This is a genomic window from Bacillus sp. bc15, from assembly GCF_900142585.1.
Taxonomy (GTDB): Bacteria; Bacillota; Bacilli; order Bacillales; family Bacillaceae_G; genus Bacillus_A; species Bacillus_A cereus.
Map to the genome: position 1 here is coordinate 228759 of NZ_FRBJ01000004.1, position 13469 is coordinate 242227.

Below are 13469 nucleotides of genomic sequence, written 5' to 3' on the forward strand. Positions count from 1 at the left end.
TGTGAAACAGTGTCGTTTCACCACTCTTTAGACATAACGGTCTATAACCGTCTTTCACTACTCCTCACGTTTCGTAAAAGAAGCTCCAGGGGGTAATTCATAATTCGCTCTGTACTGGTTCGCACCGACCACCAGCTCTCTGAAATCAGAAATCGAAATACTACTAAATCCTATCAACGCCGATTCATATGATGTTAGTTAAATTTTTATCATATTTTCATCTTACATGTCAATAAAAATATTAAATGTTTTTTTAGGGAAATAAAGGATAATTGTTTTTAACGCTGTAAAAATGTACGTTATAATGAATTTGAAAGGGGGAGGAAAGAGTGAAGAAAAAAATAATTCTTTTTACCACTTTATTAGTTATTGGAGGAAGTGCTGGAATTTACACAGCTTTTGCGGCTGAATCAGAGCAGTTGAAACAAAAGCAAATACAACAGTCAGAAGTGAAGAAAGTAAAAGAAATAGAAGAGAAGAAATCAATGGAAAAAGCAGCAGAAAAACTAGGAGTTTCTACTGAGGGGAAAACAAAAGAAGAGGTTACGAAAGAAGTAAATACCGCTAGATTTGAGAAGCGTCATGATTTATTAATTGAGCACGCTAAGCAACTTGGAATTGATACAGAGGGGAAAAAAGATGAAGAAATTATTTTAGAAATTGGAAAGATACAGCATGGAAAGTAGAACAACTTATCGTATGATAAGTTGTTCTTTTTTAAGAACTATTTGATTTTAAAATAATTGACAGTCATTCGGATTTAATGTTAACTATATTTATAAACAAGTTAACATTAGGGGTGACAGTTGTGACAATAAATAGTAGAACGATTGAAAAATCATCTTATACATATGAAGAATTAGCAGAGAAAAATAAAGCTTACGTATGGCACCCATTTACACAAATGAAAGATTATTTAGAAGAAGATCCTGTCATTATTGAACGTGGAGAGGGAAGAAAACTATACGATGTAAATGGTAATGAATATTGGGATGGTGTTTCATCTATATGGTTAAATGTTCACGGACATCAAGTACCGGAATTAGATGAAGCAATTCGTGAGCAATTAAATAAAATTGCTCATTCTACTATGTTAGGACTTGCTAACGTTCCATCTATTTTATTAGCAGAAAAAATTATTGAGGTTGTACCAGATGGATTGAAGAAGGTATTCTATTCTGATTCAGGTTCTACCGCTGTTGAAATTGCAATTAAGATGGCTTTCCAATATTGGCAGCATAAAGGGAAAACAAAGAAACAAAGATTCGTTACATTAAAAGAAGCATATCACGGTGATACAATTGGAGCTGTTTCAGTAGGAGCAATAGACTTGTTTCACCAAGTGTATAGTTCGCTCTTATTTGATGCGATTAAAATGCCGTATCCATATACATATCGTTCTCCTTACGGAAATAATAAGGAGGAAATTGTAAAAAGCCATTTAGAAGAAATGGAAGAATTGTTGAAAGAAAAGCATGAAGAAGTAGCTGCCATCATTGTAGAGCCATTAATGCAAGGTGCTGGCGGAATGATTACAATGCCAAAAGGATATTTAAAAGGACTGCGCGATTTATGTACAAAGTACAATGTATTATTTATTACAGATGAGGTAGCGACTGGATTTGGGCGTACAGGGAAAATGTTTGCGTGTGAACATGAAAATGTGACGCCAGACATTTTAACTGCTGGGAAAGGTTTAACAGGTGGATATTTACCAATTGCAGTTACGGTAACGACAGATGAAATATATAATGCCTTCTTAGGAGAATATGAAGAACAAAAAACATTTTTCCATGGACATAGCTACACAGGTAATCCGTTAGGGTGTGCCGTAGCAATCGCGAATCTAGAACTATATGAAAAAACAAATTTAATAGAAGAAGTGGCACGTAAAACGGATTATGTGACAGCGCAATTAGAAAAGCTCTTTGTGTATAAACATGTAGGTGATATTCGTCAGTGCGGATTAATGGTTGGTATTGAGCTTGTGAAGAATAAGGAAACGAAAGAAGCGTTTGACTGGACAGAAAGAGTCGGTGTTCAAGTATGTAAACGCTCAAGAGAGCTGGGTATGATTTTACGACCGCTAGGTAACACGATTGTATTTATGCCACCACTTGCTTCTACTTTTGAAGAGATTGATGATATGTTACGCATTTTATATAAGGCAATCTCAGATGTTACGGAGGGAGAATAATGAGTGGTTTTTTCATAACAGCAACTGATACTGAAGTTGGAAAAACAGTAGTTGCAGGTGCTATAGCAGGTGTATTTAGAGAATTAGGATATAACGTAGGGGTATATAAACCGTTACAAAGTGGGCATGTTGCATCAAACCCTGAGGGAGATGCGGCAAGGTTAAAAGTACTATCAGGTGTACCGACACAAGAAAATGAAATTTGCCCTTATTCTATTGAAGAACCACTTGCTCCGAGACTTGCCATGAAAAGAGCTGGAAGAGTAGTAAAGTTAAAAGAAATTACTGATTACTATAATGAACTATTAAAAGAGTTTAATAGCTTATTTGTAGAAGGAGCAGGTGGGCTTGCTGTCCCATATACAGAAGATGCTTTAGTAATAGATTTTGCAACAGAATTACAGTTGCCTCTTATTGTAGTAGCTCGTCCTACATTAGGAACAGTAAATCATACAGTGTTAACGATTGCTTACGCAAAGGCGCATGGCTTAACCGTAGCGGGTGTCATTTTATCAGGTTGCAAAGAATGTGAAATGGAAAGAGTGCAAGAAAATAAAGAGATGATTGAAGAGCTGAGCGGGGTACCAGTTTTAGGATTATTACCATTCTTTGAAGGTGAGTTTACGAAAGAAGAAGTATTGGAATCTGCAAAAGAATATATTATGATTTCAAAATTAGAGGAGTTTATCCAAAATGAATCAAACGTGGCGGGCGCATCTTCAATCTAAATTACAACAATTACATGAGCAAGGGCAGTATCGAAATTTATATGTAACAGAGAAGGCAGAAGAGACTTGGCTTATTCGAGATAAAAAAAGGATGTTAAATTTAGCGTCAAATAATTATTTAGGGTTAGCTGGAGATGAAAGGTTAAAAGAAGCTGCTATTGCCTGTACAAAAAGATGTGGAACTGGAGCGACTGCCTCTCGTCTCGTTGTAGGAAATCATCCATTATATGAAGAGGTTGAGAGAAGCATATGTGACTGGAAAGGTACTGAAAGAGCTTTAATTGTAAATAGTGGGTATACGGCAAATATAGGTGCCATATCTTCTTTAGCCTCTCGGCACGATATTGTTTTTAGTGATAAGTTAAATCACGCAAGTATTGTTGATGGAATCATATTAAGCGGGGCAGAGCATAAAAGGTATCGTCATAATGATTTGGATCATTTAGAGAAGCTGTTGAAAACAGCGTCACCTGAAAAGCGGAAATTAATCGTAACTGATACCATTTTTAGTATGGATGGTGACACTGCTTATTTGAGAGATTTAGTACAGCTGAAAGAGAAATACGGGGCAATCATTATAGTCGATGAAGCACATGCGAGTGGAATATATGGAATCGGCGGAGCTGGGTTATCTCATATAGAAAAAAATCTTGCTCAAAAAATTGATATACATATGGGGACGTTTAGCAAGGCTTTAGGGTGTTATGGTGCGTATTTGACAGGTGATGAAATTTATATAGAGTATTTACAAAATATGATGAGAAGCTTTATTTTTACTACAGCTTTACCACCAAGTACGTTAGGAGCAGTGCAAAAAGCAATTGAAATTGTAAAAGAAGATAACGAAAGAAGAGAGAACCTTATAGCAAACGGAGAATACTTCAGAACTAAATTAAGGGATGCTGGTTTTGATATTGGGAATAGTTCAACTCATATTGTACCGATTGTAGTCGGTTCAAATGAACATGCTTTACGATTTAGTAAAAGGTTGCAAGAGGCAGGGATTGCGGCTATTGCAATTCGTCCGCCAACTGTGCCGGTTCATAGCTCTCGAATTCGCTTTGCAGTTACATCGCAACATACAATAGATGATTTAAAATGGGCTATTGATCGAATTATTCACATTGCGAAAGAAGAGGAGATTTTCGTATGAACGAGCTAAAGATTATTTTTATCCCAGGATGGGGAATGGAAGAGAATATTTGGGATTTAGTATTTCCGTATTTTAAAGGATACCCTGTTCAAAGCATAGATTGGCGTAATGTGAAAGAACGAAGTGAATTTGCGGAACGAATTGTAGATGTAGCGCATAATGACAACGTAATTTTAGTTGGATGGTCACTAGGAGCGTTAGCAGCAGTTGAAGCTTATAAAAAGATTCAGGCAAAAGGCATCGTATTAATTGGTGGTACTGCTAAATTTACAAATACGAGCGACTACAGTAACGGATGGAATGCTTTGCATGTAGAACGGCTGAAAAGGAATTTGGCGAGAAGGAAAGAAGATACGCTCAAGCGGTTTTATGAAAATATGTTTACGAAAGATGAGCTAAAAGAGAATAAAAACTTTGAAGACATTGTAGAACGTTTTAAAGGTGATTCTATTCAGTCTTTACAACTAGGTTTGGATTATTTAATAGAAACAGATATGAGAGAAGAACTAAAAGAAATTAAAGTACCTATACTACTTATTCACGGAGAACAGGATGTAATATGCCCATTGTCTGCGGCACGTAGTATGACGGAGAATAGCAGCAGCGAGCTGAAAGTAGTAAGTGATGCAGGGCATGCGTTATGTGTGAAGAATTTTGAATATTGCGCAAATGAGATAATTCAATTTATAGAGGGGATACGACATGATCAACAAAACGTTACTACAAAAACGGTTTAATGGGGCAGCCGTATCTTACGATCGATATGCAAATGTACAAAAAAAGATGGCACATTCATTACTTTCAATCTTAAAGGAACGATATAGTGAAACGGCATCAATACGTATTTTAGAACTGGGGTGCGGGACGGGGTATGTAACAGAGCAATTATCAAAGTTATTTCCGAAAGCACATATTACAGCAGTTGATTTTGCTGAAAGTATGATTGCAATTGCGCAAACTAGACAAAATGTAAAAAATGTAACGTTTCACTGTGAAGATATTGAGCGATTGCGATTAGAAGAATCATATGATGTCATTATTTCAAATGCTACATTTCAATGGTTAAATAATTTACAACAAGTGTTAAGAAATTTATTTCAACATTTGTCTATAGATGGGATATTACTCTTTTCAACGTTTGGACATGAAACATTTCAAGAATTGCATGCTTCGTTCCAACGTGCGAAAGAAGAAAGAAATATAAAAAATGAAACATCGATTGGTCAACGTTTTTATTCGAAAGATCAGTTGCTTCATATATGCAAGATAGAAACAGGGGATGTGCATGTTTCTGAAACATGTTACATAGAGAGTTTTACAGAAGTTAAGGAATTTCTACATTCTATTCGAAAAGTAGGAGCGACTAATAGCAATGAAGGATCATATTGTCAAAGTCCCTCACTCTTTCGTGCGATGCTGCGCATATACGAAAGAGACTTCACGGGAAATGAAGGGATAATGGCAACGTATCATGCTTTATTTATGCATATAACAAAAGAGGGGAAGAGATGAAATGAAACAAGTACAAACAAAAAGGGATTGGAAAAAACTTGCATACGACGTAGTGGAAGAGAAGATGATTACGAAAGAAGATGCAATAGCGATATTAGAAGCTGATGATACAGAAGTTCTAGAAATTATGAATGCAGCTTACATCATTCGTCATCATCACTTTGGTAAGAAAGTAAAATTGAATATGATTATTAATACGAAATCTGGATTATGTCCTGAAGATTGTGGATATTGCTCACAGTCTATTATTTCAGAAGCACCGATTGATAAATATGCATGGTTAACGCAGGAGAAGATTGTAGAAGGGGCACATGAAGCAATACGCCGTAAAGCAGGTACATATTGTATTGTAGCGTCTGGTCGTCGTCCGACGGATAAAGAGGTAAATCACGTAATTGGAGCAGTTAAGGAAATTCGTGAAACGACAGACTTGAAGATTTGTTGTTGTTTAGGTTTCTTAAATGAAGATCAAGCAGGACGTTTAGCGGAAGCGGGCGTGCATCGTTATAACCACAACTTAAATACACATGAAAATAATTACGATAGTATTTGTTCAACTCATACGTATGATGATCGTGTTGATACAGTTCAAAAAGCGAAACAAGCGGGCATTTCTCCATGCTCTGGAGCGATTTTTGGCATGGGAGAAACAATTGAAGAGCGTGCTGAAATTGCATTTGAATTACAACGTATAGATGCAGATTCTATCCCTTGTAATTTCCTTGTTGCTGTAAAGGGAACACCTCTTGAAGGGCAAAAAGAGTTAACGCCAGTAGAATGTTTAAAAGTACTGGCAATGATGCGTTTTGTAAACCCGACAAAAGAAATTCGTATTTCAGGAGGACGTGAAATCAATTTACGTTCTGTACAGCCAATCGGTTTATTTGCAGCAAATTCTATTTTTGTCGGGGACTACTTAACGACAGCTGGACAAGAGCCGACTGCAGACTGGGGTATGATTGCAGATTTAGGATTTGAGATTGAAGAGTGTGCATTATAAGATAGATGAAAAAGCAAACTTGTAAAAGGGTTTGCTTTTTTTGTAAATAAAATGTAATAAATAGTTGTGAACGCTTGATATTATTGGTTTTTGAGCGGAAAAAAGAATTTTTGTGGACGAATTTTCCAAGCCCTAGTTGTACATAGTAAATATGTAATTTATATTGGGTTGGAGGATTTTACATGTACAAATACATATTAGCGATTATGACTTGTTTAATTTTAATAAAAGCAATAAGTTCTGATCCAGTTAAGGCTGCTGAAAATCCTGAACAAAAAGAGATGCAACAAAGAATCGAACAACACTTTCGAACGAAAGCTGAACATTTTGGATTGAAAACGGAAGGAAAAGATTTAAAGGAAGTTAGAAAAGAAATTACTATTATAGAAGAAGCGAAAAAAAGAGAGAATGTATGGAGAACAGCACAAGCTCTTCATATAAAAACAGAAGGAAAAACGATGAATGAATTAATAAAAGATGTACAAAAAAAGGTGAAAAAATAAAAAGAGGCCGAAGCCTCTTTTTTTATGCCCATTGTTTTGATAAGTGAGCCATTTCAATTGCAGCAACAGCTGATTCATATCCTTTATTACCAGCTTTCGTACCTGCGCGTTCAATCGCTTGTTCAATTGTTTCTGTCGTTAATACGCCGAAAATAACTGGGATGTCCATTTGTAGTGATAAAGACGCAACACCTTTTGCTACTTCATTACAAACGTAATCGTAGTGAGTTGTAGCACCTCGGATTACAGTACCTAATGTAATAACAGCATCATACTTTCCGCTACTAGCCATCTTTTTAGCGATTAAAGGAATTTCAAATGCACCAGGAACCCAAGCAACATCAATATCATTTTCTTCTACACCGTGACGCTTTAATCCGTCTAAAGCGCCGCCAAGTAACTTACTTGTAATAAATTCGTTAAAACGTCCAACAACAACTCCAACTTTTAATCCTGTACCAACTAAATGACCTTCGAATACCATAATAAATCTCTCCTTTAATTATAAGTTTAGTAAGTGTCCTAATTTGTTTACTTTCGTTTGTAAATACGATTTATTCTCTTCTTTTGCTGGCATTTGCAACGGTACACGCTCGACTACTTCTAAATCGTAACCTTGTAAGCCAGCAATTTTTCTTGGGTTATTCGTTAATAATCGTAAACTTTGTAAACCTAAATCTTTTAATATTTGTGCTCCGATACCGTAATCACGAAGATCAGCAGGGAAGCCGAGTTTTTCATTTGCTTCTACAGTATCGAATCCTTCTTCTTGTAATTTATAAGCACGAAGCTTATTAAGAAGCCCAATGCCTCTTCCTTCTTGTCTCATATAAAGAAGAACACCTTTTCCTTCACGCTCAATTTGAGCAAGTGCTGCATGGAGTTGTGGTCCGCAATCGCAGCGATGTGAACCGAATACATCTCCTGTTAAGCATTCAGAATGAACACGCACAAGTACCGGTTCACCTATTGAAATATCACCTTTTACAAGTGCGATATGTTCTTTCGTATCTAATGAGTTAGAATAGCCAATTGCGTGGAAAGTACCGAAATCTGTAGGTAATGTAATTTCCACCTCTCTCGTCACAAGTGTTTCATGATGGCGGCGGTAAGCAATTAAATCTTCTATTGTAATCATTTTTATCTCAAATTGTTTTGCGCATTCTATTAAATCAGGTACACGTGCCATCGTGCCGTCCTCATTTATAATCTCGCAAATAACTCCAGCTGGTTCGGCACCGCATAGCTTCGCTAAATCAACAGCAGCTTCTGTATGACCTGCACGACGCAGGACACCGCCTTCTTTCGCAATTAATGGAAAGATATGTCCAGGTCGATTGAAATCAGCGCCTTTTGATGCGGGGTTTAACAATTCTTGTATCGTAGTTGCACGTTCGTGAGCGCTAATCCCTGTTGTTGTAGAAACATGGTCAATGCTCACTGTAAACGCAGTATGATGTGAATCTGTATTATGAGATACCATTGGTTCTAATTGTAGACGTTCTGCGTACCCTGCTGTAATCGGTACACAAACGAGACCACGGCCATGTGTAATCATAAAATTAATTGTTTCTGGTGTAATGTACTCTGCTAAAGCAATAAAATCGCCTTCATTTTCTCGGTTTTCATCATCACATACGATAACGACTTTACCTTGTTTTAAATCTTCTAGAGCTTCTTCAATACGATGAAACATTATGCTTCCCCCTTATAGAAATCCGTTTTCTTGTAAAAAGCTTTCAGTCATTGAACCTACTCGTTTTGTAGGTTTAGTAATAAAGCGTTCGATATATTTACCAATCATGTCACACTCAATGTTTACGATATCTCCGGCATTTTTTTCTCCAATGACAGATTCGCTTACTGTGTGCGGGATGAGTGAAATCGTTATGGAAGATTCGTCTATATCAAATATCGTTAAACTCGTTCCATCAACAGCAATGGATCCTTTATGCAAACAATAGCGCAGCAGTTCATCAGAAATTGCTATTTTGTAATAGACGGCATTGTAATGTTGTTTTTTATTTAAAATCGTTCCGATGCCATCAATATGTCCTGAAACGAAATGTCCACCGAATCGTCCGTTTGCAGCCATTGCTCGCTCTAAATTTACTTTAGAGTGCGGTTTAAGCATGCGAAGTGATGTCGACTGCATCGTTTCAGGCATTGCATCAACTGTAAATGAATTAGTTGTAAAGCTTGTTACAGTTAAGCAAATACCGTTCACCGCGATACTATCACCTAAGTGAACATCTGATAAAATTTTCTTTGCATGAATCGTTAATTTCATCGCTTCTCCGCTTTGTTGCATGTTTGCTATCGTTCCTAATTCGTCTACAATTCCTGTAAACATTCCGTCACCTCGTTTCGGGCATTCGCAACAATTTTTATATCATCACCAATTTGTTTCATCTCTTGAATTTTCAAGGAAAGCGCATCTTGTAATTTTGAAAAACCATTTCCTCCAAATAAAGTAGGAGCATCTTTCCCACCAATTAATTTCGGGCTTATATAGGTTACAATTTCATTAAAATTGTTTGTTTTTAAGAAACTTGTATGAATCGATTGGCCACCTTCAACGAATAGAGAAAGAATTTGTTTTTCTCCAAGAAAGGAAAGAAGGTCCTCAATTTCTATATGCTTCGTTTCCATTTGGAATATAGCTATATTTTTAGATTCATAAGAAGATATCTTCTCTTTCTTTACATCCTTACCGACAATAATCCATGTCGGTGCTAAACCATCTGTTATAACATGAGAAGATGGTGGTGTTCGTAAATGGGTATCTAAAACAACGCGAATAGGATGTTTCCCACCATTTGGAATTCTTGTTGTTAAATGAGGATTATCAGCTATAACTGTATTCACTCCAACAAGAATTGCATCATGTATATGGCGATATTGGTGAACATCAGCACGTGCTTCTTCACCTGTAATCCACTTACTTTCACCAGTTACAGTTGCTGTTTTTCCATCTAAGCTCATCGCTGTTTTGATTGTTACAAAAGGGCGTTTCGTTTTCATGTAGTGAAAAAAGTAGCGATTTAATAAAACTGCTTCTGCTTCAAGAACACCGGTAGTTACTTCAATTCTAGCTTCCTCTAATCTTCTTTTTCCGTTACCAGAAACGAGCGGATTACAATCGAGAGTAGCAATTACAACACGCTTAACTCCTTTTTCGATGAGCAATTCACAACAAGGTGGTGTTTTTCCAAAGTGGCTACACGGTTCCAGTGTTACATAAACGGTAGCGTCTTTGGCGTTCTGACCAGCCATTTGAAGGGCATGAACTTCTGCGTGTTCTTCACCAGCCCGTAAATGAGCCCCCATACCAACGATGTTTCCATCTTTTACAACAACAGCACCAACCATAGGATTTGGACTTGTTTGTCCTGATGTTCCTTCTGCTAACTGCAGGGCAATCCTCATATATTCTTGATCTGTCATTTTCTTCACCTCTCCTAAAAAAATCAAAAAACCCCAAGGATTTAATATCCTTGGGGTTTGGGAGACGTGATTTCTAGAAATATAGTTTGAATACGAAAGCATAGGAAAGAAACCTAACGATAATTGATATTTCTGCATAAGGAAAAAACCTAGCAAAATATCGAATTTTTAAACGCTAGTTGTCTCTTTTTATTTCAGTATAAAAAATAAGTATAGAAAATTAAACATATATAAAGAATCAAAATGAATCTTTAAAAATATGCATACTGAAATAAAAGTGTATTCACTATATAAAAAACTAGAAACATATCCTTCTCCCATCCAGACTATACTGTCGGCCCTAGAGTTTCACTAGATCCACCGTTTTCGAGTTGAAAACGGGTCACGGACTTAGAAGTTTTCACTTCATCACCGCCGGTTGGGAATTTCACCCGACCCCGAAGGATGCTGTTTGCTCAAATTATAGCACAAAAAAAATAAAAGGCTAGTAAAAAATATTCGAATGTGAAGAATTGTGTGAAAATATATGCAGGCTGGAATGGAAATAAAAGTATTAGAAATGTTGTAAGGAGAAGGGATATAACGGAGTTGCTAAAAAGAAAAAACATGCACAAAAAAATGTGCATGTCACATGTAAATTTATTCTGCCTCTGGTGCTCTAACAACAGACTCGAATTTACCTTTATGCGAAGCGTCGCAATAAGGCATATTTTTTGATAAACCACAACGGCATAAAGAAAATGCCGGTTTTGCTGGGAATACATTCCCTTGTGAGTCGACTAATTCCACGTCCCCTGTAACGCGAAAAGAGCCATTATCATTTACTTTAATTTGTACTTTTGCCAACGTTATCCCTCCTTCCCAAACGCTTAATTTCATCATATAATCAAGGGAAGTGCTTGGCAATATAAAGTGAAACTTTAATTAGTGGGGGAGGCATCCCCCACTAATTATTATTTGAACCAATCGGGCTTTTAGGGGCAGTTAATCTCCCGCCTAACTTCTTTGTTTCAGCCGAATTTTGAGGTGGGAGTTTTACTGCCCACAAATAGCGGGGAAAAAAGAGCACTTTGTTTGAGAAAGAAGAGAGTGTTATAATAGTTTTCATAACTGACTAGAGTAAGGTGACGAGAGATGGATAAACAATTACATACATTACGAAACATTGCAAATGAGCGCACGTGGGCATCATTTTTGAATGATAATCATCCATATAGTTTGTTACATTGGTCCATTGCAGGTGTAGGGCAAGAGGTAAAGGATGTTTGGTTACTTCAAGATGAAGTAACATTTCAAACGACAGAATTTCCAACGTTAGATGATGCAATGCAATGGATTTCTGAAAATATGGAACAAGTTACAGACGTTTTAGCGCAATAAAAAAACAGGCTTATGCAAGCCTGTTTTTTGTTTCTTTCACATATGTGTTTAAAAATTGATCGATGGCTGCTTCGTACTCTTCTTTATTTTCGTTATAAGAGCAAGCGTGTGCACCGTGTTCTGCAATATAAAGTTGCTTATTATTTTCTTTCGCTTCATATAACGCTTTTGTCATATCAGCTAAAATATAGTCGTCATCTTTACTATGAATAAAGAGAACGGGATTGTTAATGTTTTTTATACAGTCGATTGGTGAAACTTCACGAATTGTATAACCGTCACGAACTTTTAAAAATGCGTTTGCTAAAGGTAATAAAGGCCATTTTGGTAAATGGAATTCAACCTTTAAACGGTGCTGTAATTGTCCGTGAAAATCAGAGAAAGGACAATCTGCAATATAGAAATCAGCGCCATCTTCTACAAGTCCTGCGTATTGAAGAATTGTTGCGGCTCCCATAGATTCACCATGAATACCAAGTGTAATATTGGTTCCAAAACGGTTTTTTAGCCAGTCAACTACGGATTTCAAATCATGCTTTTCATAGTATCCATAGCTTGTTGTTTTTCCGCCAGTTTTACCATGACGACGATGATCGTAAATGAGGACATTATATCCCCTTTTTAAGAATAAGTTTGCATATTTTACAGAGTTTATTTTATTTACAGTTACACCGTGGCAAAAAACCATAAACTTATTGGAATGACCAGCAGGAATGTAATATCCGTGAAGGTCGTATCCGAATTGTGAAGGGATATGAATTTCTTCTTTATGAAGAGCATCAAAATCCTCTATACGAAAATGTTTTTTCGTTTCTCTTTCGAGTACTTCTTCCTCTGTTTTTTTCTTTAAGTACATCACTTTATTTGTAAAGAAAATCCCAAGGGCAGTTATTGCACCTAGTATAGTAAACAATGCTGCAAAAAAACGTTTCATACTTTACCTCATCCTCCAAATACCGTTACATGTGATACACTTATATTGTATCACAATGATATAAAAGGGGAGAAATAGGAAATGCTGCATATACAAAAAATTACGCCAGCGATGAAAGAAACAATCCGAATGTTCATGTGTAAGAACTGGGGAAGTTCATTGATGGTTTCACGTGGTAAGGGACATCAGTTAGAAGAGTTGCCAGGATTTGTTGCGCTCTCAGATGACAGAATAATCGGAATTATAACGTATGAAGTGACCGGAAATATGTGTGAAATTGTATCGCTAGATAGCTTTGAAGAAAGAAAAGGAATAGGGACGAAACTTGTGAATTGTGTATTACAAGTTGCAGAAGAAGAGCGGTGCAGACAGGTTTGGCTTATTACAACAAATGATAATATGAATGCGTTACGATTTTACCAAAAACGTAATTTTGTAATGACTAATTTATATGTGAATGCGGTAGAGGAGGCACGAAAAATAAAGAAAGAAATTCCACGTATTGGATATGATAATATCCCAATTTTACATGAAATTCAGTTGGAGTATCATTTAGTTAAATGATGTAACAATTTTCAGAAATATGAGTTATTAATCTTGACGGATAGTGTAATT

General features: G+C 36.4%; 16 protein-coding genes, 1 riboswitch and 1 other annotated feature (1 of these 18 only partly in view). Of the genes, 10 read left to right on the plus strand and 6 right to left on the minus strand.

Going from position 1 to position 13469, the window contains the following annotated elements:
- Positions 1 to 186: a binding site (T-box leader), on the minus strand (it extends 35 nt beyond the left edge of the window).
- Positions 187 to 329: 143 nt separating this feature from the next.
- The 8 genes from BUA87_RS16850 (at position 330) to BUA87_RS16885 (ending at position 7093) form a co-directional block, all read left to right on the plus strand.
- A complete protein-coding gene (locus tag BUA87_RS16850; RefSeq protein WP_000726902.1) occupies positions 330 to 686 on the plus strand; it encodes a hypothetical protein in 357 nt (118 codons plus the stop codon).
- A 77-nt stretch (positions 687 to 763) separates the two neighbouring features.
- The gene (gene bioA, locus BUA87_RS16855) at positions 764 to 2197 is read left to right on the plus strand and encodes an adenosylmethionine--8-amino-7-oxononanoate transaminase (RefSeq protein WP_061659912.1); all 1434 of its coding nucleotides are present in this window, start codon (positions 764 to 766) and stop codon (positions 2195 to 2197) included.
- The gene (gene bioD / locus BUA87_RS16860; RefSeq protein ID WP_000012479.1) at positions 2197 to 2925 is read left to right on the plus strand and encodes a dethiobiotin synthase; all 729 of its coding nucleotides are present in this window, start codon (positions 2197 to 2199) and stop codon (positions 2923 to 2925) included. The genes bioA and bioD overlap by 1 nt, the downstream gene beginning before the upstream one ends.
- On the plus strand, positions 2891 to 4078 hold the full coding sequence (gene bioF / locus BUA87_RS16865) for an 8-amino-7-oxononanoate synthase (protein ID WP_001077298.1): 1188 nt from the start codon (positions 2891 to 2893) through the stop codon (positions 4076 to 4078). Before bioD ends, bioF begins: the two co-directional genes overlap by 35 nt.
- Positions 4075 to 4815, plus strand: a complete 741-nt coding sequence (locus BUA87_RS16870; protein ID WP_072940295.1) for an alpha/beta fold hydrolase — start codon at positions 4075 to 4077, stop codon at positions 4813 to 4815. Before bioF ends, BUA87_RS16870 begins: the two co-directional genes overlap by 4 nt.
- A complete protein-coding gene (bioC, locus tag BUA87_RS16875) occupies positions 4781 to 5590 on the plus strand; it encodes a malonyl-ACP O-methyltransferase BioC (RefSeq protein WP_000608912.1) in 810 nt (269 codons plus the stop codon). Before BUA87_RS16870 ends, bioC begins: the two co-directional genes overlap by 35 nt.
- Position 5591: 1 nt before the next feature.
- A complete protein-coding gene (gene bioB, locus BUA87_RS16880) occupies positions 5592 to 6590 on the plus strand; it encodes a biotin synthase (RefSeq protein WP_000815858.1) in 999 nt (332 codons plus the stop codon).
- A 182-nt stretch (positions 6591 to 6772) separates the two neighbouring features.
- Complete coding sequence (locus BUA87_RS16885) at positions 6773 to 7093, plus strand: hypothetical protein (protein ID WP_000280032.1); 321 nt, start codon at positions 6773 to 6775, stop codon at positions 7091 to 7093.
- Between the two features lie 22 nt (positions 7094 to 7115).
- Here BUA87_RS16885 and ribH read toward each other — a convergent pair whose 3' ends face one another.
- The 5 genes from ribH to BUA87_RS16910 all read right to left on the minus strand — a co-directional run bounded on the left by ribH (position 7116) and on the right by BUA87_RS16910 (position 11386).
- Positions 7116 to 7577 carry a 6,7-dimethyl-8-ribityllumazine synthase gene (ribH, locus tag BUA87_RS16890; RefSeq protein WP_000230895.1) on the minus strand — a complete coding sequence of 154 codons (462 nt, stop codon included), beginning with the start codon at positions 7575 to 7577 and terminating at the stop codon, positions 7116 to 7118.
- 18 nt (positions 7578 to 7595) lie between these two features.
- Positions 7596 to 8789, minus strand: a complete 1194-nt coding sequence (ribBA, locus tag BUA87_RS16895; protein ID WP_072940298.1) for a bifunctional 3,4-dihydroxy-2-butanone 4-phosphate synthase/GTP cyclohydrolase II — start codon at positions 8787 to 8789, stop codon at positions 7596 to 7598.
- A gap of 12 nt (positions 8790 to 8801) precedes the next feature.
- The gene (gene ribE / locus BUA87_RS16900) at positions 8802 to 9446 is read right to left on the minus strand and encodes a riboflavin synthase subunit alpha (protein WP_000493869.1); all 645 of its coding nucleotides are present in this window, start codon (positions 9444 to 9446) and stop codon (positions 8802 to 8804) included.
- Complete coding sequence (gene ribD, locus BUA87_RS16905) at positions 9428 to 10540, minus strand: bifunctional diaminohydroxyphosphoribosylaminopyrimidine deaminase/5-amino-6-(5-phosphoribosylamino)uracil reductase RibD (protein ID WP_072940301.1); 1113 nt, start codon at positions 10538 to 10540, stop codon at positions 9428 to 9430. The genes ribE and ribD overlap by 19 nt, the downstream gene beginning before the upstream one ends.
- Positions 10541 to 10845: 305 nt before the next feature.
- A riboswitch (FMN riboswitch) is annotated at positions 10846 to 10989 on the minus strand.
- A 190-nt stretch (positions 10990 to 11179) separates the two neighbouring features.
- Positions 11180 to 11386, minus strand: a complete 207-nt coding sequence (locus BUA87_RS16910) for a CDGSH iron-sulfur domain-containing protein (RefSeq protein ID WP_001151582.1) — start codon at positions 11384 to 11386, stop codon at positions 11180 to 11182.
- A gap of 288 nt (positions 11387 to 11674) precedes the next feature.
- On the opposite strand from BUA87_RS16910, the gene BUA87_RS16915 reads away from it, so the two are divergent.
- Positions 11675 to 11920, plus strand: coding sequence for a DUF2552 family protein (locus tag BUA87_RS16915; RefSeq protein ID WP_000360796.1), 246 nt, complete (start codon positions 11675 to 11677; stop codon positions 11918 to 11920).
- 10 nt (positions 11921 to 11930) lie between these two features.
- Here the strand turns inward: BUA87_RS16915 and BUA87_RS16920 are convergent, their stop codons facing one another.
- Complete coding sequence (locus BUA87_RS16920; RefSeq protein ID WP_000819228.1) at positions 11931 to 12854, minus strand: alpha/beta hydrolase; 924 nt, start codon at positions 12852 to 12854, stop codon at positions 11931 to 11933.
- Positions 12855 to 12935: 81 nt separating this feature from the next.
- Between BUA87_RS16920 and BUA87_RS16925 the strand changes: the two genes are divergently transcribed.
- Positions 12936 to 13418, plus strand: a complete 483-nt coding sequence (locus BUA87_RS16925) for a GNAT family N-acetyltransferase (protein WP_072940304.1) — start codon at positions 12936 to 12938, stop codon at positions 13416 to 13418.
- Positions 13419 to 13469: the final 51 nt, after the last annotated feature.